General features: G+C 54.8%; 19 protein-coding genes. 11 read left to right on the forward strand and 8 right to left on the reverse strand.

Going from position 1 to position 26,182, the window contains the following annotated elements; all coding sequences use genetic code 11:
* The 5 genes from SH421x_RS00005 (at position 1) to SH421x_RS00025 (ending at position 9,190) form a co-directional block, all read left to right on the forward strand.
* Entirely contained in the window at positions 1-1,098 is a 1,098-nt protein-coding gene (locus tag SH421x_RS00005; protein WP_488853231.1) for a helix-turn-helix domain-containing protein, read from the forward strand.
* A 300-nt stretch (positions 1,099-1,398) separates the two neighbouring features.
* On the forward strand, positions 1,399-2,517 hold the full coding sequence (gene dnaN, locus SH421x_RS00010; protein ID WP_488853232.1) for a DNA polymerase III subunit beta: 1,119 nt from the start codon (positions 1,399-1,401) through the stop codon (positions 2,515-2,517).
* A 42-nt stretch (positions 2,518-2,559) separates the two neighbouring features.
* Positions 2,560-2,889: a DciA family protein gene (locus SH421x_RS00015; protein ID WP_488853233.1), complete on the forward strand. Its 330-nt coding sequence runs from the start codon at positions 2,560-2,562 to the stop codon at positions 2,887-2,889.
* A 96-nt stretch (positions 2,890-2,985) separates the two neighbouring features.
* Complete coding sequence (locus tag SH421x_RS00020) at positions 2,986-5,553, forward strand: DNA gyrase subunit B (protein ID WP_488853235.1); 2,568 nt, start codon at positions 2,986-2,988, stop codon at positions 5,551-5,553.
* A gap of 412 nt (positions 5,554-5,965) precedes the next feature.
* Positions 5,966-9,190 carry an HD domain-containing protein gene (locus tag SH421x_RS00025; protein WP_488853237.1) on the forward strand — a complete coding sequence of 1,075 codons (3,225 nt, stop codon included), beginning with the start codon at positions 5,966-5,968 and terminating at the stop codon, positions 9,188-9,190.
* 231 nt (positions 9,191-9,421) lie between these two features.
* On the opposite strand, the gene rph is transcribed toward SH421x_RS00025, so the two are convergent.
* The 5 genes from rph to SH421x_RS00050 form a co-directional block, all read right to left on the reverse strand.
* Complete coding sequence (rph, locus tag SH421x_RS00030; protein WP_488853239.1) at positions 9,422-10,135, reverse strand: ribonuclease PH; 714 nt, start codon at positions 10,133-10,135, stop codon at positions 9,422-9,424.
* 199 nt (positions 10,136-10,334) lie between these two features.
* Positions 10,335-11,252, reverse strand: a complete 918-nt coding sequence (argF, locus tag SH421x_RS00035; protein WP_488853241.1) for an ornithine carbamoyltransferase — start codon at positions 11,250-11,252, stop codon at positions 10,335-10,337.
* 115 nt (positions 11,253-11,367) lie between these two features.
* Complete coding sequence (locus SH421x_RS00040) at positions 11,368-12,582, reverse strand: aspartate aminotransferase family protein (RefSeq protein ID WP_488853243.1); 1,215 nt, start codon at positions 12,580-12,582, stop codon at positions 11,368-11,370.
* An 80-nt stretch (positions 12,583-12,662) separates the two neighbouring features.
* Positions 12,663-13,541: an acetylglutamate kinase gene (gene argB, locus SH421x_RS00045; RefSeq protein ID WP_488853244.1), complete on the reverse strand. Its 879-nt coding sequence runs from the start codon at positions 13,539-13,541 to the stop codon at positions 12,663-12,665.
* 638 nt (positions 13,542-14,179) lie between these two features.
* On the reverse strand, positions 14,180-14,902 hold the full coding sequence (locus SH421x_RS00050; protein WP_488856500.1) for an RluA family pseudouridine synthase: 723 nt from the start codon (positions 14,900-14,902) through the stop codon (positions 14,180-14,182).
* On the opposite strand from SH421x_RS00050, the gene SH421x_RS00055 reads away from it, so the two are divergent.
* The 3 genes from SH421x_RS00055 to SH421x_RS00065 all read left to right on the forward strand — a co-directional run bounded on the left by SH421x_RS00055 (position 14,888) and on the right by SH421x_RS00065 (position 17,340).
* Positions 14,888-15,229, forward strand: coding sequence for a hypothetical protein (locus SH421x_RS00055; RefSeq protein ID WP_488853245.1), 342 nt, complete (start codon positions 14,888-14,890; stop codon positions 15,227-15,229). The genes SH421x_RS00050 and SH421x_RS00055 overlap by 15 nt on opposite strands.
* Positions 15,226-16,488: a hypothetical protein gene (locus SH421x_RS00060; protein ID WP_488853246.1), complete on the forward strand. Its 1,263-nt coding sequence runs from the start codon at positions 15,226-15,228 to the stop codon at positions 16,486-16,488. The genes SH421x_RS00055 and SH421x_RS00060 overlap by 4 nt, the downstream gene beginning before the upstream one ends.
* A 150-nt stretch (positions 16,489-16,638) precedes the next feature.
* The gene (locus SH421x_RS00065) at positions 16,639-17,340 is read left to right on the forward strand and encodes a thioredoxin family protein (RefSeq protein WP_488853247.1); all 702 of its coding nucleotides are present in this window, start codon (positions 16,639-16,641) and stop codon (positions 17,338-17,340) included.
* A gap of 60 nt (positions 17,341-17,400) precedes the next feature.
* Here SH421x_RS00065 and SH421x_RS00070 read toward each other — a convergent pair whose 3' ends face one another.
* The 3 genes from SH421x_RS00070 to SH421x_RS00080 all read right to left on the reverse strand — a co-directional run bounded on the left by SH421x_RS00070 (position 17,401) and on the right by SH421x_RS00080 (position 20,159).
* On the reverse strand, positions 17,401-17,958 hold the full coding sequence (locus SH421x_RS00070) for a hypothetical protein (RefSeq protein ID WP_488856514.1): 558 nt from the start codon (positions 17,956-17,958) through the stop codon (positions 17,401-17,403).
* A complete protein-coding gene (locus SH421x_RS00075) occupies positions 17,936-19,015 on the reverse strand; it encodes a DUF1559 family PulG-like putative transporter (protein WP_488853248.1) in 1,080 nt (359 codons plus the stop codon). The genes SH421x_RS00070 and SH421x_RS00075 overlap by 23 nt, the downstream gene beginning before the upstream one ends.
* Before the next feature lie 319 nt (positions 19,016-19,334).
* Positions 19,335-20,159: an endonuclease/exonuclease/phosphatase family protein gene (locus SH421x_RS00080; protein ID WP_488853249.1), complete on the reverse strand. Its 825-nt coding sequence runs from the start codon at positions 20,157-20,159 to the stop codon at positions 19,335-19,337.
* 282 nt (positions 20,160-20,441) lie between these two features.
* Here SH421x_RS00080 and SH421x_RS00085 point away from each other — a divergent pair, with 282 nt between their 5' ends.
* The 3 genes from SH421x_RS00085 (at position 20,442) to SH421x_RS00095 (ending at position 26,077) form a co-directional block, all read left to right on the forward strand.
* Positions 20,442-21,041, forward strand: a complete 600-nt coding sequence (locus SH421x_RS00085) for a YfbM family protein (protein ID WP_488853251.1) — start codon at positions 20,442-20,444, stop codon at positions 21,039-21,041.
* Between the two features lie 322 nt (positions 21,042-21,363).
* On the forward strand, positions 21,364-22,593 hold the full coding sequence (locus SH421x_RS00090) for an efflux RND transporter periplasmic adaptor subunit (RefSeq protein ID WP_488853252.1): 1,230 nt from the start codon (positions 21,364-21,366) through the stop codon (positions 22,591-22,593).
* Positions 22,594-22,657: 64 nt separating this feature from the next.
* Entirely contained in the window at positions 22,658-26,077 is a 3,420-nt protein-coding gene (locus SH421x_RS00095; protein WP_488853253.1) for an efflux RND transporter permease subunit, read from the forward strand.
* Positions 26,078-26,182: the final 105 nt, after the last annotated feature.

Below are 26,182 nucleotides of genomic sequence, written 5' to 3' on the forward strand. Positions count from 1 at the left end.
GTGAATACGGACGTTTTCGCCATCGGTTTACCCTGGGCGCCTAGTGCGCAAGATGGCTCGTCCGCAGAGACGACGCCTGCGGGAGCGGTGCGTCGTTTTCTGGGTGGCCCCGAAAATCGTCTGGTCCAAACCGCCGTCGAAGCGCTCGATCGTCCCCACCCCCCTTGGAATCCGGTCGTTTTCTACGGTCCGACGGCAACCGGCAAAAGCCATTTAGCGACCGGTTTGCTGGCGCGCTGGAAACAGTCGCACCCCGATTCTCAGGTCGTAACTACAACGGGCGCAGACTTTTCCCGCGTGATCAGTTCGGCCGCACGTCGTGGAGAAACTGTCGATTACATGTCGATGTGGCAAGCGGTCGATGCGCTGCTAATTGACAATATTCATGAATTAGCAAATTTTCCCTCGGCGCAAGAACAGCTTGTGTTGCGGCTGGATGAGCTGATCGCCAGCCATCGTTTGGTGTTGGCGACCTGCGTCGGAAACCCGCTCGAAAATTTCTCGCTCTCACGCCGTTTGGTCAGCCGGCTGACATCGGGTTTGCTGGTTCCGGTCGAACCTCCGAGTGTCGCGACACGCCAAGCGTTGGCCCTCCATTTTGCGCTGCAGCATCAAGTGGATATGACTGCCGCCGCTGCGAAGCTACTGGCCGAAGCCTTCACCAGCAATTTGCCAGAGTTGCAGGGGATGCTGCTAGAGCTGTTTGCTCGCGAATTCGGCTCGACGCCGCAGTTGGGCAAAATGCGTCGGATTGATTCGTTGGCGGCGCGCCGGTTTATCTCAGCCAAGCTAACCGGGCGAACGCCGACTTTGCAGTCGATCTCGTCCGCAGCGGCACGCTATTATCAAGTAAAAATCACCGATCTGCGCGGTCCCTCGCGGCGGCAATCGATTGTTGCGGCTCGCGATGCAGGGATCTATCTCGCGCGTAAGCTGACTAAGTCCAGCTTTGCAGCGATCGGCAAACATTTTGGCGGACGCGATCACACAACGATCATGCATTCAATTCAAAAGTTAGAAAAACGACGCAAACGTGAAGCGGCGACCCAGACAGCCTTGGACGAACTTGAACGACTCATCCAACGGCAGACTTCATGAATCACGAACCTCGAAATTGCGATGGGGAAAACCTGGCGCGCACGCGGCGCATCATGTCGATAGATTGGGTCGCTAGCGACATGCGAAAGATCATCGTTGCAATCACGACGTTTACAGACACGCTAGCGCCGCGAAAAAAACGTTTTTGCGCCTACTTATCCACTGGGTAGTAAAGCGATCGGACTCGGAGATTTACGAGTCGAAAGTGCGGTCGGACCAAGAGTATCGACGGCCGCGGGCTTCGCCTTACTACTACTGCTTACATTTAAAAAGATATTACAGAAGAGAGACGGCGAGCCAATGAAAATCACATTTGACCGTGAACAGTTCCAGCAAGCTTTTCAAACCGCAGCCGCCGTTGCGCCTTCGCGTAGTCCGAAGCCAATTCTGCAAAACATCAAACTCGACGCAACCGAAAGCGGCGCCATCATGATGGCCACCGATATGGAAGTCGGCGTTCGAATTGAGGTTTCTGGAGTCGAAGTCGAATCGCCCGGCAGCATTGTCTTGCCTGTGCAACGGTTTGGGTCGATCTTGCGGGAAGTGAGTGATGGGAAGCTGCGAATCACCCGCGAAGAAGGGGGAACCATCGTCCAGGGCGAGCGGAGCAAGTTCACCCTGTCGACCGAAAACCCCGAAGAGTTTCCGGCCGTTCATTCCTTCACCGAAACCAAGTACCACGAACTCTCGGCCCGCACGCTGAAAGAACTGATTCGCCGCACGTTGTTTGCCGCCGATAGCGAAAGCGGCCGCTATGCGTTGGGGGGGATCTTGCTGGAAATGGAAGCCGATCAACTGACCGCCGTCGCAACCGATGGACGTCGACTCTCGAAGATGAGCGGACCTGCCGTCGCGATCGAAGGGCACGGCGGCTCGAGTGACGCGATGACGATTGTGCCGGCTCGAGCGATGCAATTGATCGAGCGGGCGCTGACCAACTTAGAAGCGACCGTGCAGATTGCAGCTCGCTCTAACGACGTGCTAGTCAAGATCGGCCCGGCGACAATTTACGCTCGCCTGGTTGAAGGTCGTTTCCCGAAATGGCGCGACGTGTTGCCCGAGAAACGCGACGCCAAAGCGATCGAACTGACGGTCGGTCCAGCCTTCGCCGCGCTGCGGCAAGCGGCGATTGTCGCGTCAGACGAAAGTCGCGGCATCGACTTTACCTTTGGGGGCGGCATCGCCAATCTTTCGAGTACAACCGCTGAAGTCGGGCAATCGCAGGTCGAATTTCCGATCGCCTATGACGGCGAACCGGTCGAAATCACCATGGATCATCGCTACGTCGCCGACTTTTACAAAGTGCTGGATGGCGAACGGCAGTTCACGCTGAACCTGCAGGACGCCGACAGTGCCGCTCTCTTCTCGACCGACGACAACTATGACTACGTTGTCATGCCGTTGGCTCGTGATCGCTAGGACGCAACCTGGTTGGTCTGATGACCGATCTGAAAGAGACACATGAAACCACGACATGATAATCGAACCGGCGCACGCGGACCGCAAGGGATGGGTGATCTAGTCGCCGGGCTAATGGCTCGTAGCGGTTACGCTCAGGTGCAATCGGCCGATGCTTTGCAAGAAGCGTGGAGCAAAGCGGCCGGTGAAGAGTTCGCCGCGCATAGTCGTGCCGGCAATATCAATCGCGGTAAGCTGGAGGTCTGGGTCGAGAACTCAGCGATCTCGCAAGCGATCAGCTTTCAAAAACGTGACATCCTAAAACAACTGCAACTCGCGCTGCCGGACCGTCGAATCGAGGAGATTCGTATCAAGGTCGGCCGCATCGATTAATCAGCGCACGCGTCGCAGTTTGTGACGCATTCGGCGCTGCGGACATACTTCCTTACTGAACAAGGACGTTCTCTAGTAGAAACGATTAGACTTTCCATGACTGACGAATCGACTCAACCGCTACCTGACTCTGAACCCGAAAACAAAGAAGCCGCCAAGCAAACCGAAATGGCCAAAGCCAATTCGGAATATGGCGCCGGCGACCTCGAGCACTTGTCCGATCTTGAGCATGTGCGCGAACGCCCGAGTATGTACATCGGTGATCGCGGCTCTCGCGGGTTTCATCACCTGGTTTACGAAGTTGTCGACAACTCGATCGACGAAGCGATGGCCGAGTTCGCCACCGCGATCACCGTCACGATCCACAACGACAACTCGGTCACGGTGGAAGATGACGGCCGTGGAATTCCGGTTGAAATTCACCCGCAACTGACCGAGCAAGTGGGCCGCGACGTCTCGACCCTCGAAGGGGTGATGACGGTCCTAAAGTTCGGCGGCAAGTTCTCCAAAGGGGCCTACCAAACCTCTGGCGGTCTGCACGGCGTCGGCGTGACGGTGGTTAACTTTTTGTCGGAATGGTGCGAAGTCGAAGTCCATCGCGACGGCTCGATCTGGCAGCAAGAGTACCAGCGCGGCGTTCCTCAAGGTCCGATCCGTAAAGGTGGCGCGACCAAAAAGCGGGGCACCAAAACCAGCTTCAAGCCAGACAGCCAGATCTTTAACGTCAGCAAATTCAACTACGACACGCTCTACAAACGCCTACAAGAACTTGCGTTTTTAAATCGCGGCGTAAAGATCATCTTCAAAGATGAACGCAGCAATGAGGGGGGCGAATTTCAATACGAACGCGGCATCGTCGAGTATGTCGAGTTTCTTAATCGCGCTTCGACGGCACTGCATACCGAGGTGATTTCGCTTGAAGGGATTTCGGAAGGGGTCGGCTTCGACATCGCGCTGCAATACTCAGAAGAGTACACCGAAAACCTCCATTCGTTCGTGAACAATATCAACACGCACGAAGGAGGAACGCACGTCAGCGGTTTCAAAACCGCGATGACCCGCACGCTGAATAACTACGCCAAAAAAGAGAACCTGCTGAAAGACCTAGCCCTGGCCGGCGACGACTTTCGCGAAGGTTTAACCTGCGTGATTTCGCTTCGCGTTCCCAATCCGCAGTTTGAAGGGCAAACCAAAACCAAGCTTGGCAACAGCGAAGTCGAAGGAATTGTCAACTCGGCGGTCGGCGACTTTCTCGGCAAGTATCTCGAAGAACATCCAAAAATTGGCAAGCTGATCATTCGCAAAGCGATCTTGGCCAGCCAGGCGCGTGAAGCGGCGCGCAAAGCCCGCGAAATGATGCGGAGCCGCAAGAATGCGCTCGGCGGCGGCGGGCTTCCCGGCAAGCTTCGCGATTGCATCAGCCGCGACATGGAAATCTGCGAACTTTACCTGGTCGAAGGGGATTCGGCCGGTGGTTCGGCCGAAGGAGGACGCTTGCGTGAGTTTCAGGCGATCTTGCCGCTGCGAGGTAAGATCATCAACGCCTACAAGTCGCGCGAAGACAAAGTGCTGGCCAACGAAGAAGTGCAAAGCATGATTCAAGCGATCGGCGCTGGGATCGGCGAAGAACAAGACATCCACAAACGTCGGTATAATAAGGTCATCATCATGACCGATGCCGACGTCGACGGATCGCACATTCGGACGCTGCTGCTGGCCTTCTTCTATCGCCAGATGTACTCGCTGGTCTCCGGCGGTCACGTTTATGTCGCGCAGCCGCCGCTCTTCCGCGTGACCCGCAAGAAGAAGATCACCTACATCCAAACCGAAGAAGAGATGAAGACGCAGCTGTTAGAGAACGGTTTGCAAGACGCATCCTTCGTCGATGAAACAGGGCGTGAAATCATCGGCGACGAGATGGAACGTCTTTGCCGTTCCTTGGCCGCACTGGAAGAAGCGATCATCGCCCTCGAACGCCGCGGCATCTCGCTCAAGATTCACGCCGTTCGCCAAGATCCGGTCACCGCCAAGCTACCGGTGTTTCACCTGGTCTTCGGCATCACCGAAGAATGGTTCGTCACTCGTAAAGAGTTAGATGAATACCTGATCGCCAAAGGGTTGGTCACCGAAAGCCAATCCGACGTGCCGGCCGAAGCGCCCGTGGATGGTTCTGCCGCTGAAGGGGATGAAGCGTCAGAGGAGTCGACCGCAAAAGAAGAAGCGATCCCGGCCGAAGTTCCGCACATCACCGAACTACATGAAGTCCGCACGATCAACATTCAGTTGGACGAACTGAACGGCATGGGCTTCAACATCCAATCACTGATCCCGCAAGAGCGAACGGGTCTGCAAGATTCGCGCTACAAGCTGCGTCGCGGAGACTCAGAAACCGGTATCGAAGACCTCCGCGGTCTGGTCAGCGCGGTTCGCGGGTTCGGCGAAAAGGGCCAGCAGATCACCCGGTTTAAAGGTCTGGGCGAAATGAACGCGGAGGAACTCCGCGAAACAACCCTCGACCCGGCCAACCGCACGCTGCTCAAGGTAACGATGGAAGACCTGAGCGCGGCCGACGACATGTTCCGCATCTTGATGGGCGACAAGGTCGAACCGCGGCGCGAGTTTATTGAGAAACACGCGCTGGATGTGCGGAATTTGGACGTGTAGATTCAAGTCTGAAAACTAACAACTAATGAAGATATTCAATGAGGCGGAACTGTTTGTTCCGCCTCATTTGTTTGGTGGTCGAGCATAACGGGACGCACAATCCGAAAATTGAATTGATTATGGACAGGCTCAAATCCCATCACCCAGACTCGGTTTTACAAGAATCCTATTTTCCTCTATACGACTCACGTATAGAGATAAGGAACCGTGAATCATACTGAAATGGGGGAACCGCCCAACATGCCTTCATGTGACCACGACCGAGGAGGTGATCAAGAATCACTTCACGCAGATCGGCAAGAGCTACGAACGCAGTCGGGAGTTGAACAAGGAACAGACTGCCGTGATAATTGAGGCAGTTGATAAGGGACAGGAATGCAGAATTTTCCATTTATTGTAAGGATTCGACGCTATGGAGTCACTTGACACATACGCAGAAAAGGAAGCAATCAAAGCCGAGGAGCTCCCTGCGTTTAGTGGGCTAAAACTACTTCACATCAAGCGAAATGTAGCGGAGATATTAAAGCAGATTGGGGGCGAAGGGATCTTTGATGCCTATACCCGTCACGATATTTCGCATATTAACGAGATGCTCAAGGCTCTCGACTGGCTGATACCGTCAGAAACGAAAGCTGTAATGAGTCCGGCAGATTGGTTGCTACTTGTCTTGGCAATCTATTTCCATGACATGGGAATGTTAGTGACTCGCGATGAATTCGAGAACCGCAACCGCTCTGGGTTTGCAGAATACCGTGACCGAATACTATTCGCAGACGCCGCAGGAACTGACTATAAGGCGAAAGTGAATGAACTTGAACACGATAAAGCGGAGAGATTTCTATATCAAGACTTTGTACGCGCAAAGCATGGTGAACGAATTCGCCAATGGATATCGGGAAAGGCGCACGATTCTCTGGGTGTCGCTGGACCGGTAGTCAACGAAATTAACACTTTATTGGTTTCGTTGGATGCGCAGTTTCGCCAGGACCTCGGATTTGTATGCGAAAGCCACCATCTCGACGATTTGGATGATTTGGAGAAATACTCCACATCCCGGCCATACGGCAACAGCAAGGAGGAAACGGCGAATCTTCAATTCGCTGCTGTCCTTCTTCGAACGTCAGACCTTTTGCACATTACTCGTGATCGCACGCCCGCCATTGCCTTTCGACTAATTAATCCGAGCGATCCGCTTAGCCAAGACGAATGGGCTAAGCAAATGGCTGTCAAATCAGTCCGATCAAAAGTCGCGATTGATGAAGATGGGAATCTAGCGCCCGACGCGTCGCGTGACACAATTGAAATTCACGCGTTCTTCGAAAAACCGAACGGCTTTTTTGGATTGACATCCTACCTATCATACGTCGGAGATCAGTTGAAGCAGAACTTCGACTGGCTTCAAAAGGCTGCAAGGGTCGCGGGCTCTATGCACCTCATTCCGTGGCGACGAATTGACGATAGCCATGTAAAAACGGAAGGGTTTCTTAAACAATCTTTTGAGTTTACGCTCGACAACGCTCGCATCCTTGACCTACTAACAGGCCACACGCTTTACAACGACACAAGCGTCGTTCTTCGCGAGTTAGTGCAGAATTCTCTTGACGCGGTTAGAGTCCGGTCAGTAATTGATGCGAAGAACACAGACGCGCCAAGTAAGGGGAAGGTTGCAATTCATTGGGATTCTACTCTCCGACGACTGGAAGTGCGCGACAATGGCACAGGCATGACGCAACGAATCATTGAAGACAATTTTCTTAAAGTTGGAGCGTCACGCTACAAGAGTCAGGAATTCAACCGCGAGTTTCCGGACTTCTCGTCAATCAGTCGATTTGGTATCGGCATCCTCTCAGCATTCATGATCGCCGATGAAGTTGAGGTGATCACATGCCATCCTGATGAACCGGACGTCCGGAAGTTGACACTACGTTCAGTACACGGGAAGTATTTGATTCAGCTTCTCAACAAAGAGTCCCACCCATTGGCAGCCGAAGTCGCTCCTCATGGAACTATCATTCGTATCACTCTTCGACCGAGCACCCCGAAGTCCGACATATTGGCTCAAGCACGCAAGTGGATAGTCATCCCAGGCTGCAACGTTACCGTCCAAATTGACGATCGCGAAAGTGTAAAAGTCGGCTACGATTCTCCGAAGAATGCTCTGGTGGATGTACTTCGCGATTTTGAGGTGTTAGTCGATGACACATCTGACGGCACTCCAAGTACGCGTAGTGTACGGGTAATTGAGAACACGATCGGCAACGTGACGATGGCGTTTGCCGTTGAATGGTCTGAATTTTTTCAAGATTGGTCTTTTCTTATTTCAGATTCATACGCTTGGCGTCGTGCTAGGCGAGTAGATCGATCTGAACCCTTAATAGGTACTTGCATTGAAGGAATTCGTGTTGATTTTGCGCCACCTGGTTACCGTGAGCGAGGAATTCTCAGTATTGCAAATGCGACAGGAAAAGACGCACCAAAAACGAATGTCGCAAGATCTGGACTAGAAAACACGCCGCAATTGGAACGGATGCTTGAATCCGTCTATTCAATTTATTGCGAGCATGTGAAGGACGAACTGACGAAATTAACACACGAACGTTCGTTTTCATTGACATGGGCAGTACGTGAGGCGCGAATTCTTCTTGCGACGCTGGTCGGATATTCGCGCAGAACATTAGTCGAGGAGGAGATTCTGCTTAATAGCGCCCGGAATTTGCCGGTGTTCATTGTCGAGAAAGATCGTAAACGTACTGCCATGTCTGCCGCAGAGCTATCGAAGCAAGATCGGTTTTGGACTGTGGATGGAGCATTCTTCGAATCAGCTGAAGATTTGATTCGTGAAGTTGAGAGTGGCGCATCACTTTCCGGAGTTATAGAAGCTCTAAGAGTTGAGAGTCTTGCACTACCAACAGACCTTGTGCTGTGTACTGTCGTACGAGGTAATAGCCTAGACAATCATGCACTCCTGGATTGGGAAGTAGATACGATCAGGATTGATCGGAAACATCGCCGTGCCGACCTACGTTGGAGCAAGAAACGGGACGGCATTAGTCGTTGGCACTGTCTGATCCACGAAGACATAAGAGAAGCGCTTTCAGACTACTCAATTCGTGACCCAGAGCAGCAGGAAGGACTATTTGGTTCAGTCGCGACGAAGAACACAGCGCTCGCGCTTCGAAGCGGAATCATTATTGCGGGTGAAGAAGTCGCAGTGGAAGGCGCTACAGACGAAGCCGCCGTAGAGATCGGCGGTTTGTTTTATTTGCTGCCCCAAAGTATACTCGGAAAGTACCTTCGGGAATTGTTAGGTACATTAGTTGAAACACGACATCAGAACACTATTTTGCTCAGTCTAGTTCTTTTTGACCTTGCGAATAATGCAATTGGTAGTCGTCTCGGCGGAAGGTACGGTCAAATGTACGATAGGCAGTTTCGCCAGGATGATCGATTTTCAACAAGCCGGCATGACGATGGCCTTACCGCCGAAGAAGTCTTGCGACATTGTGAGGCGCGGGGACTTGGAAATCCGCCGTCTGATTTCGACGCTGCCGAATTCGGCGCAATCTTAAATCGCAAGAATACCCGCGTTTTTAGCCCTTCTGCTTGGAGAAGATCGGAGAGATGGGAGGAGGGTTGAAGTGTTAGCTTGCTCTATCCCAGACGACGACATGTTCCGCGTGCTATTGGGAGACATCGTTGAATCGCGGTATGAGTTTATTGAGAAGCGTGCGATTTATGTGCGGAACTTGGACATGTAGGACAAGAAGAATCCCACGACTTGGCGATACAACCACCCGGCTTGGTCATCTAAGATCAAGTCGGCTTTTCTTATTCTTGTTCCGCTTTGGATTCAACTTCTAATTGGTTTCTACCAAATCCACTTCTTCCCCAGCGCCTTCGCCTGGGCCTCAGTCAGCACTTTCACCCCATGCTTACCCAGCTGGATCAGCTTCATCAGCTCTTCTTCGGTGAAGGTCGCTTCTTCGCCGGCTCCTTGGACTTCGACAAACTTGCCGCTGCCGGTCATGACCACGTTCATGTCGACGTCGGCGTCGACATCTTCAATGTAGTCGAGGTCGAGCGCTCCGGCGCCTTTGACCAAGCCGACACTGACGGCGGCGACGCTATCGGTCAGCGGGAACTTGCCGGGGATCGGCAATTGGATCGTTTGCAGCGCGTCGACCAACGCGATAAACGCGCCGGTGATGCTGGCGGTGCGTGTGCCTCCGTCGGCATCCAATACGTCGCAGTCGACGGTGATCATCTGTTCGCCGAGCGCTTCCAGGTCAGCAACAGCACGTAGGCTGCGGCCGATCAAGCGCTGGATCTCGGTGGTGCGGCCGTCGACCTTGCGCGCTTTGCGGGTTGGCGTGCTGCCGGGCAGCATGTTGTACTCGGCGGTAATCCAGCCTTTGCCGCTTCCTTTCAGCCACGGCGGAACGCTCGATTCGACGCTGGCGGTGCACAAGACGGTCGTCGCGCCAGTTTGAATCAACACGCTGCCGGCCGCATTCTTGGTAAAGCGGCGTTTGATTTTCAGTTCGCGCAGCTCGTTCGCTTTTCGTCCGTCGTGGCGGGCCATAGTCGCTTTCAAGTGAAGTAAATCGAGTTATTTTGCAGCAGGGCGCCATGGCCACGGCCTTGCGTGGCCATGAATGCGGCATCCAACCTGTTACGGTCGCTTCCGGAATTTACGTAGGCAGGGTCTTGTTAGTAATAGAACGCCAAACGTTCATTTCACGCACAATCATTGCCACGCAAGGCCGTGGCAATGGCACCCGCTAGTTGTTTTGATTGTTCAGCCACACCAGCACCCCTTTTTGGGCGTGCATGCGGTTGCCGGCTTGTTCGACGATCTTGGATGTCGCACAGTCCATCACTTCGTCGGTCACCTCTTGCCCTCGCTTGGCAGGCAAACAGTGAAGGAAGATCGCACCCTTCGCGGCGGCGTCCATCAGCTTTTTGTTGACCTGGAAATCGGCGAAATCAACTTCGCGTTTCGCTTGTTCCGCTTCCTGACCCATGCTGGCCCAGACGTCGGTATAGACGGCGACAGCGCCTTCAACCGCTTCAAACGGATCGTTGGTCTGTTGGATCACGGCGTCAGGACATGCTTGATCCACGCGAACCAGAAACGGCTGATCCAGCTCGTAACCTTTCGGCGAAGCGATTGCGAACTCGGCGCCCATCTTGGCACAGGCCAAAGCCAGGCTGCGGCTAACGTTGTTGCCGTCGCCGACGTAAGCGATTTTCAAACCTTTTAGCTTGCCGAAGCTTTCTTGGACCGTCATCAAGTCGGCCAACGCCTGACAAGGATGAAACAAGTCGGTCAGCCCGTTGATGATTGAGCAGGTGCAATGCTCGGCCAGCTCCAGCACTTTTTCGTGCGACTTGGCGCGACAGACGATTACGTCCAGATACTGACTGATCACGCGGCCAAAATCACGCGGCGTTTCCCGTTTTCCCCAGCCGACATCTTCGCCCAAAAATAGGCTCGATCCGCCTAGCTGCGCCATGCCGGTCTCAAAGCTAACGCGCGTTCGCAACGACTGCTTCTCGAACAGCAAGCCCATGACCTTGCCTTGCAACAGCGGCTCGCGGACACCTTGGGCGTGCTTCGCTTTGAGGTCGGCGGCGATCGAAAAGATCGACTCCATTTCGGCAGTCGAGAGATCAAATAGGGATACCAGGTTTCGCATAGCAGTACTCGCTTCGAATCGGAACAGCCAAAATTTGTTGGCCAATCTCGGAGATAAGAAAAGCAAATCGCCGCGGTGGAGAAGGGAACCGCGGCGACCTGGAAGGGAAATTCAGTTAGCTGGCAGGCGCCATGTTTTTGATGACGTCGACCAAAATATCGCACCCCTGATGAACTTCTTCAGGAGTTAGATTCATCGCCGGCAGCAATCGTATGACGTTGCCTTGCGTGCAGTTAATCAGCAGGCCTTTTTCTAAGCAGCCTTTGACCGCTGCGGCGCCTTCGATCGCCAGTTCGACGCCGATCATCATGCCGATCACGCGGACATCCTGCACCAGATCGCACTCGGCTTTAAGGGCCAACATCCGCTGGCGGAAGATCTCGCTTAGCACGGCGACGTTTTCTAGCAGGTTGTCGCGCTCGATCATTTCGATCGCAGCGATTCCTGCCCGCGCCGCAATCGGATTGCCGCCGAAGGTTGCTGCGTGCATGCCGGGTCGCAGGCTAGGTGCGATCTCTTTGGTGGTCAGCAGGGCGCCACCAGCGACACCGCCGCACAAGCTTTTCGCTAACGTCAAAATGTCAGGCGTCACCCCAAAGTGCTGATAGCCAAACCAATGTCCGGTGCGTCCGCAGCCGGTTTGGACTTCGTCAAAGATCAACAACAGCTCGTGCTCGTCGGCCAGCTTGCGGAGTCCAGCGAGGAAACCTTCCGGCGGAATGCGAACGCCGCCTTCGCCTTGGATCGGCTCGACCATGATCGCCGCCGTTTGATCGTCGATCAGCTGTTTGACCGCTTCGAGATCGCCAAACGGAGCGTAGGAGAAACCGGCCAGTAGAGGACCGATTCCTTCATGATACTTGGGCTGGGCAGTCGCCGAAGTCGCGCCAAACGTGCGACCATGAAAACCACCTTGAAAGGTAATGATCTTGTAGCGCTGCGGCGGCGTGTGCAGTCGCGCCAGCTTAATGGCCGCTTCGTTCGCTTCGGTTCCGCTGTTACAGAAAAAGGCCTGACCGCCAAAGCTGCGCTCGGATAACAGCTTGGCCCATTGGCCTTGGGCCTCGATCAGCCAACTGTTGGGAACGTGGATCAGCGTCGCAATCTGTTCTTGCACGGCGGCGACGATCGTATCAGGACAATGTCCCAATAGATTGCAGCCCCAACCGGGGAAGAAGTCGAGATATTCTTTCCCTTCTGCGTCCCAAACGCGGGAACTTTCACCGCGGACCAGACTGACCGGGTATCGCCCGTAGTTGGGTACGACGTATTGCTTGAATAGCTCGGCGGTCTCGGCAGAGCTAAGCTGACCGACTTGCGTGGTCGACATCAATCTGGCCTCCAGGCACGGATAAAAATGGGAAAGCAGAGGGACAGACCGCAAACCAGGAAGTTCGCGCGTAGCAGGCTTTAGTGGACGATTTCGGTCCCGACGCCCATATTGGTGTAAATTTCCAGCAGCAGCGAATGACGCAATCGGCCGTCAATAATGTGAATCTTCTTCACGCCCCGGTTGAGGGTTTCTAAGCAAGCTTCGACCTTGGGGATCATGCCGCTGGCGATGCGGCCATCGGCCATCATGGCGCGGGCCTTCTCCGCATTGAGCGAATTGACCAAAGTCGAGGAGTCATCTTTGTCGGTGCGGACGCCGTTGACATCGCTGAGGAAGACCAGCTTCTCGGCGCCCAGCGCTTCGGCGACGGCGTTGGCGGCGGTGTCAGCGTTGACGTTTAGCTTTTGCCCGGTCGCTTCATCAATCGCCATCGAGGGAATGATCGGCACTTGGCCGGCGTAGCACAGGTTTTCGATCGTGGTCCGATCAACTCGGGTCACCGTGCCGACGTGCCCTAGATCAAGCGCCTCGCCATCAGGACCCTCTAGGGTCATCTTCTCGCCAAACAGCACGTTGGTTGTCTTGAAGTTGAGATTCATCGCGCGGCCGCCGATCTCTTCGACCTTGCGAGCGATGTCTTCGTTGATTTCACCTGAGAGAACTTCTTCGACGATCTTTAGCGTCGCGTCGTCGGTATAGCGGCGACCCAAGATGAACCGCGGTTCGATCATCGCTTCGGCCATCGCGCGGCTAATCGCTGCGCCCCCGCCGTGCACAACAACCGGCCACATGCCGACGGTTTCCATAAAGACGATGTCGATCAGTACGTGCCGCAGGGCGTCAGGATTTTCCATGACGCTACCGCCGAGTTTGATGACCGTGATCTTGTCACGAAACCGACGAATCCAGCCGAGCGCTTCGATCAGGACATCTGCTTTTTGGATCGCTTCTTCCAACGAGGTCTCCTACTGCGGCGCGAGCCGCGAACAAGAAATAGAGTGATTCTCCCTGTCGATCTTTCGCGCCCAGGGAGAAACGCACCATTTTACGTGCTGCCGAATCGGCGTGTCAATTGGCGCGAAGATAGGGAATTTAGGGATAAAAAGCAACTTTTTTGCGGCCTGCATCGCAAACGACACGATTCGACCGCAATTACCACCAAAATGGCCCCTTACATCGGCGTCGGGAAGTAGAGGGGGGGCCAGCACAGATCTCCAAGCATCGAATCGAGTTCCTCGAAAATTAATGATCCCAGGCGAATCACTCCGCCAAAATGCTCAACTTTCAAAGACCGGGCCGGTTTTTGAACCAATTCCTATGGCCAAGCTTCACGCTTTCTCTTCAAGCGCCGTCAACATCCAATCGACCCAGTATCAACCAATTATCCCCAAGCGGATCTTGAGATTCGCCCCTTAGCGATCGGAAGTACCGTTGAACCAATATCGAAAAGCGATGTTCCTCACGATCTCTGCAAACAGCCGAGTTTCTCGTTGGCGACATTATCAACAGACCATCGACCGCCTGCCGACAAGGGATCAACAAGTTATCCCCCGACCGATTTCGAGATTCACCCAAATCCTGATCGAAGGGGAGGCTAGAACGGGGAGGGGGCCAAAAATAGCATCCGTTCTCGGGTGCTCGGATGCGTAATCTCCAGCTCCAAAGCGTGCAGCATTAGCCGATTGGCCGCAGCTTGTGCCTCCTTGGTCGCATACAGCGGGTCGCCCAAGATGGGATGGCCGATCGCTTGCAGGTGAACTCGCAGTTGATGACTGCGGCCGGTTTGAGGGATCAACCAGAGCCGCGTTGTAGCTTCGTACCGCGATTCCACTTTCCAGTCAGTTTGCGCTGGTTTCCCTTGCAGCAGGTCGACCATGTGTCGCGGGGGATGATCGAAGTCCTTCCGCAACGGCAGTTCGATCTGGCCCGCATCCTGTGAGAGGACGCCGGCGACGATCGCACTGTAGCGTTTCCCAGTTTCCCGCTGTTCAAACTGCCGACTGAGCTCGCGGTGGGTGTCACGATCGCGGGCCATGACGATGACGCCGCTGGTGTCACGATCAAGTCGATGAACATTTAGCGCGCCGGGAAAATCAGCGGCGACTTGGACCGCCAGCGAATCGTATTTGTCAGCCCCGCGTCCCGGTACCGAGAGCAAACCGCTTGGCTTGTTGAGCACGATCAGGTGCTCGTCCAGGTGCAGCACTTTCCAGTCTCGATCAGCCATGGCGGTTCCATGTTCAGCGGCGGTGAAACGAACTACGATACAACCAGACCTACTTTTAAGATAGTTACAACGCCCATGCCTGAAGCTGATCCTCCAGAACTAATTGACGCGCTCCGCCAACGGGGCGCCAAGCTGCGCCTGCGGAAAAGTGGCCGGTTGCATACAATCGATTGCTCTGCATGTGGCCCAGCGATTGCCGACGAACAGCTGCCGATGCTGGACAATGCGCACAAGCTGGAAGAACTGGATCTCAGTGGAACGGCGGTCACCGACGCAGGCGTCGAACGCCTGGTCGTTCACAAATCACTGAAGTTGCTGACCCTTAGTGGAACGCAAGTTACCGCAGATACGGTCAAGTCGCTCCGCAAACGGATGATCGGCTGCCGGATTCTCTTTTTCGGAGAACCGTCAACGTGAGCGAGTCGCCAACCGATCAGCAGGCGGAACTACGGCTGAATCTCTACCGGCGACTGTTGGCGCTAGTCGGTTTGTTGCTGGTTGGCTCCTCGTACAAGTTATGGTTGCCGCAGGCCGATTTTCCGCAGGTTCCTGCGCTGGCGGCGCTCACGCAGGCTCCGGCAATGATCGACTACGCATCGGCGATCGGTATTGCTGGTTCGCTGTTGGCTTGGCTGTTGTGGCCACAAACGGGCGCGGCGCTGCCTGGCTGGTCGGTCGCCGCTTGTATTGCGGCCAGTTGTTTGCTGGATCAACATCGCTTTCAACCTTGGGCGTATCAGTTGATCTTTACGGCGATCGTGTTAGCGACTTGCGAAGCGAAACTGGCGCTGCGGCTGTTGCGAATGATCGTGATCAGTATCTATCTCTACTCGGCTGTTTCTAAGTTCAACGTTCCGTTTACGACCGAGCTGGGGCAAACATTCTTGGATGTGCTGCTAGGGTGGTTTGGCGCGAAGCAAGCGCTGGGCGAATCAGCGCGGCAAGCGGTGACGTTACTCTTTCCGCTGGGTGAGTTAATTGCTGGCCTGTTGTTGGTGATTCCCCCCACGCGGAAGGCCGGCGTGATCGTCGCGATCACAATGCATACGGCGCTGTTGTTGGTGGTTGGTCCGCTGGGGCTAAATCATTGGCCCGGTGTGCTGCTGTGGAACCTTTGTTTTTTGCTTCAAGCCCCGCTCTTGTTTTGGCCTTTGGCTGCCACAGCAGATGCTGGAGAGCCGGTCGCAGTTCCGCCGGCTAAGTGGCGCCTAGTTGGGATGGTTGCATCTGTGTTTGTCCTGCTGTTTCCGCTGCTTGAGCCGCTGGGTTATTGTGATGCGTGGCCAGGTTGGGCTTTGTACGCATCGCACGTTTCGCGGGCCGATCTCTACATTGACGCCGCCGCCGCCGAAGCGCTGCCTGAACAGTTACAGCCGTTTTTGGTTAAAACCGATTGGGGAGCTTATCGGTTGGACGCCGCCCAATGGTCGCTTCATGAGCTGAACGTGCCGATCTATCCCGACGCTCGCTATCAAACAGGGGTCGCGATCGCGGTGGCGCAAAAGTATGGAATCGCCTGGTTTTGTGAACTGGGAGTCCAAGATCCGGCTAATCGCTGGAGCGGCCAGCGGACCGAAACCCGCTATCGAGGCCCGCAACAAATGGAAGCAGCGGCCGATCGCTATTGGCTGAACGCGAAACCCAATGATCGCTTAGGAGGGGAAGCGGAAACTTGATTTGCGGCGTTTGTAGAATCTATGGTGAAGCTGCTTCAATGCGTGGCGCTCTGGTCGCTAGTTTTGTTCCCTGTACCGCTGGCTTGTTCGCTGCGCTGGAAAGCGGCGGCAAAGAGCGATTTACTCAAAATGAACCAAGGAGCGGCGCCGATGTCCGATGCTTCCCCGACGCCGTCATCGTACCGAGAACTTTGGCCGAATTTTCTCGGGATGTTCGCCGCTGGCTACATGACCTGCTTTTTCGTGCACTTCTTGCTGCAAAACTTGTGGCTTGATTTGGCGACCGGCGTTCTCTCGATGATGGTCATGAGCATTGTCGCCTTTGTCATCGGCGATCGTGATGCACGTCGCAAGCGGAAGCAGGCGATTCGAGAAAAGTGGAATCAACCCCAATCGGATCCGCTGGAGATCTCGGACGATCACCAAGCAAAAGACAAGTTAAAAACGCTCCACCGCATGGCGGGACGCCACAAAAAGGTGTCGCCAGAAAGTCAATTTCCGACGATGCCTCCGCTACCGATCGAAGGCCGGGAAGTTTTTTTAGCGGAACGCAAGTTGGTGGTGGTTCACTTTTGGGCGGCGGGGAATGGAGTCGACAAGCCGATGGATCAAGTGCTTCAAGTTGTCCGCGCGAAGTGGGAGCCGACAGTCAGTTTTATGTCGTGCGATGTCGATAATGCTGGCCATCACGAATTTTGCCAAAGCGTAGGGATCACGACGGTCCCCAGCTTGGCTATTTATCTGAACGGCAAGTTGCAAGAATTACTGCCGGGCCTGCATTCGCAGGAGGTGATCGATGCAATCCTGGAAGGACTCAGCCGCAAGGAGGAGCCAGAGCACGGGAGGGCTTAGCGCATAAAAAAGGGGACGCAAGTGCGTCCCCTTAAGTGCAACGAAGCACGACAGTTTTTACTATTTGCTTTTCTTTCCGGCAGGCGGCATCGCTGCGACTTCCGCCGCTTCGAGGTATTTGACCTCACCGGTAGTGATCAACACGAGGCCGCCGTTTTCTTCGGCGCCGGCCTGCATTGCAACCAGCTTTTCCTCAGTTGAAGTAGGGTCTACTTGGGCGCCGTACATGTAGACGACGGTGCCGTTTTGCAGCAGGACCTCGGCATCGGGAAAAGCAGGCGCATAGGGAGCGAAATCCGACATCGCGCGAGGAGGAGTTTTCCCGTCAATCTTAAATGCCCGCAGCATTTCTGCGAGGCCATTCAATCCGGCCCGAACTCCAGGCATCCCAGGCTCGGTTGCTTCGTCTTGTGTTGCCGAATCAGTTGCGCCGCACCCGAGCAGCGAGACTACAAGCAAGAGAAGGCAAACGTACGAAGAAAACCGTTTTAAAACGCGCATGAGATTCAACCTGAGATCTGAATTAGAGTACGTGATTTGCAACCTTGGGTTCGCAGCAGCAAGGATACGAACCGATGATTGTTTGAGAGTTTGATTAGTTAGCAACTGCAACTTCACCGGCAGCTCGGCTGCCGATCGCTTGCCAAATCAGGAAATCGGTCGTATCAGTAGCGAAGCCGACGGAACCGTCCGCTCGACAAAAATTGGCGCCGCCGGGATGTAGACTCGACGCGGCCATGTGGGTCGCGACAAAGCCGGTATTGCCGCAATTGTAGCGCTGACGCGAGGGATCCGAGACTTTATTGTTCCAGTTGACCGGCAATGTGTGAGAGTAGGTAACCATCTGCGGCAGACATCGGTAGTACTGATGTCCTACATAGCGAATCACGGTACCAACCGAGTCGTATCCACCGGGCAGGCATTCTGGCAAGTTTCGTCCATCGGTTTGTTGAGCGCCTGAGTATGCGGAGGAAGAAAGCATCACGGTTGTATTGTCGTATTGACCGTAACCATTATGTTGTTTGGTGCCGCGCATTACTTCGGAGAAGAGGGCCGTATTGCTGAGCCCGTCCGTGATCTCGGCCATCCGCGGGCCCTTCATCACTTGAGCTTCGGTCGTCGCTTGTGGTTTCGCGAAAATGCCGTCAATCGAGGTTCCGCCATACATGTTGGTGCCGCCGACACAAGCGTGGTAACTTAGACGTCCGGCTCCGTAGTAATTATTGTCCGAGGGATCTGAGGGGCAGAGCATAAACGGGACTTGAGCGACACGCGCCCTGGCGTTGGCGCTGGAGATGCCAGATGTAACGTTGGCATGAATCGCTACGTCACTATGGATGTTGTAATCTAAATTAAACAGGTCGTAGGAATTGCCCTGCTCGAAGAACGGCATCAGAAAAACCTGAACCGGGGCCTCCGACGAACGAATTTGAACAGCCGTGCTTGTTTTGAAAGCTTTGGAATGTCGCAGCGGCGGGAAGGCTTTGAACGTGCTTTCAAAATTGTGCGCGGCTAAGCCAAATTGCTTCAGATTGTTGGTGCACTGCATACGGCGAGCCGCTTCACGAGCTTGTTGCACAGCCGGGAGCAACAACGCGATCAACACGCCGATGATGGCGATCACCACCAGCAGCTCGACGAGCGTAAATCCGGTGCGACGGATAGAGCATTTCATGGTTTGGCCTCGTAGAGAATAGATGAGAAAGAGGGCTCGAAAAATTTCGCATGGATGCTGCCGGCGGACTTTCGTCATCGCTGGCAAACGGGATGAATGCGATTCTATCTCCGGAAAAATCGAGACCAGGATTTTTTAGGAGATTTTTTGTGAGCCTACTCAGATTATCTCCCCGGCCGGGGGTTTAGGTGCGAATAAGTCCCTGAATATTGCCTATAGATGCTTTTAGTGATGCTATTTCCGCTGCTTTAAAATTGGGTAATTGCCGCATGTTTATCCATTACGCGCAGTTTAGATTCTCCCTATTGCGCAGTTGGAATTATTTTTCGGACAATTCCAACTCAATTGAGAATGTTGCCAGCAGCGGAGCATGGTCCGACGCAACCGCTTCGGCTGCTACCGAAACCGCAGAACAGCGAAATGCGCCATGCGGATGAGAGACGACATAATCAATTTGTCGCTCGGGCTTCGCGGCCGGAAAGGTGAGCAGTTGCTGGTCGCTTGTCGCTAGAGACCAACGCTTTTGCAGCAGTTGGATTGCCGCCGAATCAGGCGTGGCGTTGAAGTCGCCGGCCAGCAGCATCGGCATTTCGCTGGCCACCGCCAGTCGATTTAACGCCCGCACTTGGCTCTCGCGAATCGCTGCGTCGGCATGGTGCAAATGGGTGGTCGCAATCCAGAGGGTCATGCCGTCAATCTTTACTTTCGCGCGACCGACGATGCGTTGTTCTCGCGGGGGATTGCCTGGCAACCAATGGATCTCGGGGGAGAGGAGGGGAGTTTTCGCCAGGATTGCCTGACCATACTCGCCTCCGTCGTAGTCGATCTGCTTGAAGAAGTGCCCCTGCATGCCGGTCAGTTTGGCCAGTTGAGCCGTTTGATCAACTTCGCCGCTGCGGCGGACGTTGCTGTCGACCTCTTGCAGCGCAACCAGATCTGGCTGCACGGCGTTGATGACCGCTGCGATCCGCGCTAGATCGACTTTGTCATCACCGCCGCGGCCATGGTGGATGTTATAAGTCATGACGCGCAAGGTCGGCCGCACAGGGGCGATCGCATCTTGGGCGCGAGTCGCCGCAGCGAAGTTGGCGGCAATCAGAAACAACAACACGGGGACGAAGCCCCCCAGCGAGCAATGATTCAAAGGAGGCTACCTGGGCGAAAGGCCACGACAATCTGGATATTGCCTGCGGCGGTGAACGCTACATAAAGCTTGACCAGCGGCAGGGAAGCAGACGGAAGTCCCACGAGCCGCTCTTCGAATTGTAATCAGGTGGATCGACATCTCGAACGCATGGCGCAAGCACGCTTTCGAGAATCTGCGTGACATTCGCCGCCTGATCCCTTAGATTCGTCGGACGACGCTACTACTGTTTTGGCCAGCGTAGCGGGGGGCGAACACTTCTTTTCCAATAGGATTGCACGCATGGGAATGTCCTGCACCTACCGTCGACTATCGGCCGAGCAGCTGGCCGAGTTGGAGCAAGATCCAGAGCAGGGGATCGCCTATCTCTGCAGCATGCCGGGGATCGACATGGAGGCGATGACCCAAATGATGAGCGATCCCGAGGCAATCGCGCTGCATGGACCAGAAATCCTAGCCGCGTTTGCTCGCGCGCAAGAAGATCCCACGCGCGTCGATTTAGAGAAAGATTGGCACGCGCTTCACTTTTTGCTGACGGGGGATGCGTCTCTGGAGCCTGGGGGAGATCCGGACGATCCGCTCTTTCTGGTGGTGATGGGTGGCGAGCCGACACAGTTAACCGCCTCGTATGGACCAGCACGCCGATTTAATCGTGCGGAGATCGTGCAGATTTCCGCCGCGCTGCAGCCGCTGACAAGCGAGGATCTACGCGAACGATTTTCGGACGCAGCGTTCAACGAGGCAGGTATCTATCCCGAGCCGCATCCCGGAGGCTGGACCTTGGACGAAGTCGCCGGGCTGTTGGAGGTCTTTCCGAAGCTGCAACAGCTATTCGCCGATGCTCTGGCGACCGATGAAGTGGTAATCACTTATATAAATTAGGCTTGTAACGCTGTTTGTCGTTATATTCGCTACGGCAGCGAGTGATTTTCGTGAAGAGATTCCGCTTGCGCAAAGATTGACGGCTATTGGGTCCGAAGATGATACCATGCAGATTCGTTCCCTAATTTTCAGCCGGGTGCTGCTGTTAGTAAGCAGGGGCTGTCGGCAATAATGCGTAGATGTTCGCTCGGGGCTCGGGCGGTCGAAGAGAGCAAAGAGTTACACCACCTGAAGGACGAAGATGAGACCCGCGGCATCAACCACCCTAATCTGGTCGTCTCTGATAATTCTGCTGGCCGTTGGCTGCGGACCTAGTTTCGAAATGCCGAAGCCAGAGCCTCCGCCGGTGACGGTGGCCGAATCGATCAAGCGGCAAGTGATCGACTTTGAAGAATACACCGGTCACATCGAAGCCGAGCAAACGGTCGACATCTACGCCAAGATCTCTGGCTATATGCAGTCGGTCAAATTCAAAGATGGCGACATGGTCAAAGCGGGCGATCTGCTGTTTTTGATTGATACCAGCACTTATAAAGCGCAGTACGACCAAGCGGTGGCGAACGCCAATCTGTATAAAGCAAAATATGAGCTGGCGAAAACAACGCTGGCCCGCAACGATAAATTGGTCGGTAGCGGAGCAATCAGCCAAGAGCTGTATGACGAGAGCGTCGCCGCGGTGAATGAATCCGACGCCGCCGTCGCAGCGGCCGAAGCTCAAACCGCCGCCCGCAAGGTGGACCTGGACTATTGCACGATCACGGCGGCGATCGACGGGCGAATTGACCGGACGTTTGTGACGCCAGGCAACTTGGTGCAAGGCGGCGCCGGGTTGCCGACCTTGCTGACGACGATCGTCTCGGTCGATCCAACCTACATCTATTTTGACGTCGATGAACTTGCTTTGTTGCGGTTTACAGAACGTCGCGTCGCCAATCATGATTGGCAACACATTCCGCTGCGTGATCGAAAAATTCCGGTTCAGATCACATTGGCTGACGGCTCGATCTATCCTGAGCTGGGCATGGTGGACTTTGGCTCGAATCAGTTAGACGCTGGCACCGGTACGATTACGATTCGTGCGGTAATTAACAACAAAGACGATGCGCTGGCTCCGGGGATGTTTGTCCGCGTAAAAGTTGCCTCAGGGCGTCCTTACGAGGCGGTGCTGGTGCCTGATTCTTCGATCGGCGCCGACCAAAGCGATCGCTACGTTTACATCGTTGACAAGGATGGAAATGCGCAGCGCCGTCAAGTGACGCTCGGCACCAAGCATGGAAATGACCGCGTCATCACCAGCGGCCTAGAAGCAGGCGAAAAAGTCATCATCAACGGGCTCTTGCTGGTCCGTCCCGGCAAACCGGTCGCAGCGCAAGACGGCAAGATGGAAGAGCCGCCTGCGATTGACCCGCGTATGCTGCAACCCCAAGAAGATGTGGTGGCCCAAGAGGCCGAAGAGTCAAACGCCGAAGCATCAAAAACAGATGAATCGAAAGCGGACGAACCGAAAGCGGACGAACCGAAAAAAGAGAACGTAGAGCCGGCGAAGTCGTAACCAATTGCGGCTACGAACCACTTCTGTACCGACTGATTTGACCATCGACGAAGGATAGCATCTCGTGCTGGCTCGCTTCTTTATAGATCGACCGATTTTCGCTTGGGTAATCTCCATCGTCATCATCATGGCGGGGACGATCTGCGTCTGGATTTTGCCGATCGCGCAGTACCCCGAAATCGCGCCACCCACCGTTCAGGTCACTTGCTCGTATCCCGGCGCAAGTGCTCAAGTGGTGGCCGATACGGTCGCCGCGCCGATTGAACAACAAGTGGTCGGCGTCGAGAACGCGATCTATATGTCTTCGCAATCGGCCAGCGACGGCAGCTACACCTTGACGGTCACTTTTGCGCTGGGGACCAATCTCGACATGGCCCAAGTGTTGGTGCAAAACCGCGTGTCTCAAGCCGTTGCGCTGTTGCCGGACGTGGTCAAATCAACCGGCGTCACGACCAAGAAGAAGTCTCCCAACATCTTGATGGCGGTGACTTTGTACGCCGAGGACAATCCTGAGACCGGCAAGCCAGACTACGACCAGCTTTTCATCAGCAACTATGCGACGATCCAAGTCCGCGATCAATTGGCGGCGCTGGATGGTGTTGGCGACGTCACCATTTTGGGACAGCAAGATTACAGCATGCGCATCTGGCTAAACCCGGATGCGCTGGCGACCCGCAGTATGACGGCCGGCGATGTGATCAACGCGCTGAAAGAACAAAACGTCCAAGTCGCCGCCGGTCAGATCGGCCAGCCTCCGGTTCCCAAGGGACAAGAGCTGCAGCTGACGATGACAACCTTGGGGCGATTGCAGGAACCAGAGCAGTTTGCCGACATCGTGGTGAAGACCGGTTCGGACGGCCAAATCACGCGCGTTCGTGATGTGGCCAAAGTCGAGCTTGGCGCAAAAAATCAAAATACGCAAAGCCGCATTGACGGCCGCGCTTCGGTCAGTTGCGGCGTGTTCCAGTTGCCTGGCTCCAATGCGTTGGATGTGGGTGATCGGGTCAAAGCTCGGATGAAAGAGTTGAAAGCGGTCTTTCCGCCGGGTTTGACTTATGAAATTGCTTACGACACGACTCCATTTATCTCAGAGTCTATTAACGAAGTGTTCAAGACGCTGCGCGATGCAGTCATCTTGGTCGCGATTGTGGTGTTGCTGTTTCTGCAAGACTGGAAAGCGGTCATGTTGCCGATGATCGACGTCGCCGTGTCGCTGGTCGGCACGTTTGCGATTTTGGCGTTGATGGGTTTTACGCTCAACAATTTGACGCTGTTTGGTCTGGTGTTAGCAATCGGGATTGTGGTGGATGATGCGATTGTGGTGCTCGAAAATATCGAGCGCTGGATCGCGATGGGATACAAAGTGCGCGATGCGACGATCCACGCGATGGAAGAAATTACCGGTCCGATCATCGCGATCACGTTGGTGCTGAGCAGCGTATTTTTACCAAGTGCGTTTCTCGGCGGAATCACCGGCCAGTTCTTTCGTCAGTTTGCCTTGACGATTGCGGCGGCGATGTTGATTTCGGCCTTGAATGCGATGACGATGACCCCAGCGCGTGCGACCTCGATTTTCCGGGATCCCAAACCGGGCGAAGACCACACCGACCATCGCGAAGCGCTCCCTTGGTGGGGAATCGTCATCTTGGGCGGCTTGCTCACTATCTGGATCGGCAGCTTCTTCTTTGGCGGACATCCCGAAGGGCCTGAGGGAGAAGTGACTCCCATGTCATGGTGGCTGACGGCGGCGCTGTTTGTGCCGGGCGCAGTTCTCGGGTACTTTGCGACGCCGGTGGTGAATGGGACGTTGAAGGCGATCTTTGGCGTCTTTAACAAAGGCTTTGATTGGGCGACCGCCGCCTATGGCAAGGGGATCGCGTCGCTGCTTCGTATCAGCGTGGTTGCACTGGTCGTCTATGTCGGCTTGATCACGTTGACCGGCTATGGCTTTACTAAAATCCCCGGCGGTTTTATCCCGACCCAAGACAAAGGTTACTTGCTGTTTGACGTGCAATTGCCGGACGCCGCCTCTTTGGAACGAACCAACGCGGTGATCCAAGAAGTAGAAAAGATCGTCATGGAGACCGAAGGGGTAGGGCATATCCTGGCCGTTTCAGGGCAGTCGTTCATTCAAAACGCGATTAGCTCGAACTTTGCCGGCGGATTTGTGGTGCTAAAACCGTTTGACGAACGCGGTACCGAAGCGACCGGAGCGATGCATATTGCCGGCGAATTGCGGAAAAAATTTAGTCAGATTCAAGAGGCGCGCGTCTCGGTCTTCAATGCACCGGCCGTCGACGGCTTGGGCAATGCTGGCGGTTTTAAATTGATGGTCGAGGATCGCGGTGACAACGGCTTGCCGGTGTTACAAGCCCAGGCCGATCGTCTGGCCAGCGCAGCGCTGGATACGCCGGGCATCGTGATGGCGTTCAATAGTTTTCGGGCGAATACGCCGCAGCTTTACATCGACATCGATCGGGTGAAATGCAAAACGATGGGAGTCGAGCTAGAGCAAGTCTTTAGTGCTCTGCAAGGTTACATGGGGGGCGTTTATGTCAACGACTTTAATCGTTTCGGACGCACCTGGCAGGTGAACGTCCAGGCAGAATCAGCCTTTCGCATCAATTCCGAATCAGTTCGCCAATTGAAGGTGCGTGGTCGCGACGGCCAGATGGTGCCGATCGGCACCATTGCGACCATTGAAGATAGCACCGGGCCGGTGTTGATCAATCGTTATAACGGCTTCCCCGCGGCGGTGATCAACGGCATTAACCTGCCGATCATCAGTACCGGACAAGTCTTGAGCACGATGAACGAACTAGCCGAGCAAGAGCTGCCGACGACGATGGAAGCAGAGTGGACCGAGATCTCGTTCCTGCAAGAACAAGCGAGCCAATTCAACTCCTTCAAACAAGTGTTGCAAAACCCGATTTCGGCTTTGCTGGGCGCTGTGATCTTGGTTTATCTGATCTTGGCCGCCCAGTACGAAAGTTGGGAACTGCCGTTCACCATTATCCTGGTCGTACCGATGTGCGTGCTGGCCGCGCTCGCCGGTCTGGTGATCTCAACGATGAGCGGCACTCCGATGGACCTGAACATCTTTGTGCAAATCGGATTTGTGGTATTAGTGGGGCTCGCATGTAAAAATGCGATTCTCGTGGTCGAATTTGCCAAAGATCGGATGGAACGCGACGGATTGCCGCTGATGGAAGCGACGGTCGAGGCCTGTACGACCCGCTTGCGCCCGATTGTGATGACCAGCTTTGCGTTTGTGTTGGGTGTAGCGCCGCTGTTGTTTGGACATGGGGCCGGCGCCGAAATGCGTTACGCGCTAGGCGTCGCCGTCTTCAGCGGCATGCTGGGCGTCACCTTCTTTGGTTTGATTTTCACGCCGGTGTTTTACTACGTTGTGATGCGCTTGGTCGGCATGGAAAGCAGAACGACCAAAGAGCCGAAGGTAGAGAAAGTGGTTGAAGAGAAGTAGCTTCGGTCTGCAACCTAGAGCCATACTCTTATCGCATCTTCGTCTTGGAAGCGTGGCGCCGGTGATCTATTAGTTCGAATGCATTGACGAAATCCACTCTCGGTG

The organism is Blastopirellula sp. SH421 (assembly GCF_057808535.1).

Coding starts and splice junctions, on each gene's coding strand:
- dnaN (WP_488853232.1), top strand. CDS start 1,399: ATGAAAATCACATTTGACCGTGAACAGTTCCAGCAAGCTTTTCAAACC.
- SH421x_RS00015 (WP_488853233.1), top strand. CDS start 2,560: ATGAAACCACGACATGATAATCGAACCGGCGCACGCGGACCGCAAGGG.
- SH421x_RS00020 (WP_488853235.1), top strand. CDS start 2,986: ATGACTGACGAATCGACTCAACCGCTACCTGACTCTGAACCCGAAAAC.
- SH421x_RS00025 (WP_488853237.1), top strand. CDS start 5,966: ATGGAGTCACTTGACACATACGCAGAAAAGGAAGCAATCAAAGCCGAG.
- rph (WP_488853239.1), bottom strand. CDS start 10,135: ATGGCCCGCCACGACGGACGAAAAGCGAACGAGCTGCGCGAACTGAAA.
- argF (WP_488853241.1), bottom strand. CDS start 11,252: ATGCGAAACCTGGTATCCCTATTTGATCTCTCGACTGCCGAAATGGAG.
- SH421x_RS00040 (WP_488853243.1), bottom strand. CDS start 12,582: ATGTCGACCACGCAAGTCGGTCAGCTTAGCTCTGCCGAGACCGCCGAG.
- SH421x_RS00055 (WP_488853245.1), top strand. CDS start 14,888: ATGCCTGAAGCTGATCCTCCAGAACTAATTGACGCGCTCCGCCAACGG.
- SH421x_RS00065 (WP_488853247.1), top strand. CDS start 16,639: ATGTCCGATGCTTCCCCGACGCCGTCATCGTACCGAGAACTTTGGCCG.
- SH421x_RS00075 (WP_488853248.1), bottom strand. CDS start 19,015: ATGAAATGCTCTATCCGTCGCACCGGATTTACGCTCGTCGAGCTGCTG.
- SH421x_RS00085 (WP_488853251.1), top strand. CDS start 20,442: ATGGGAATGTCCTGCACCTACCGTCGACTATCGGCCGAGCAGCTGGCC.
- SH421x_RS00090 (WP_488853252.1), top strand. CDS start 21,364: ATGCCGAAGCCAGAGCCTCCGCCGGTGACGGTGGCCGAATCGATCAAG.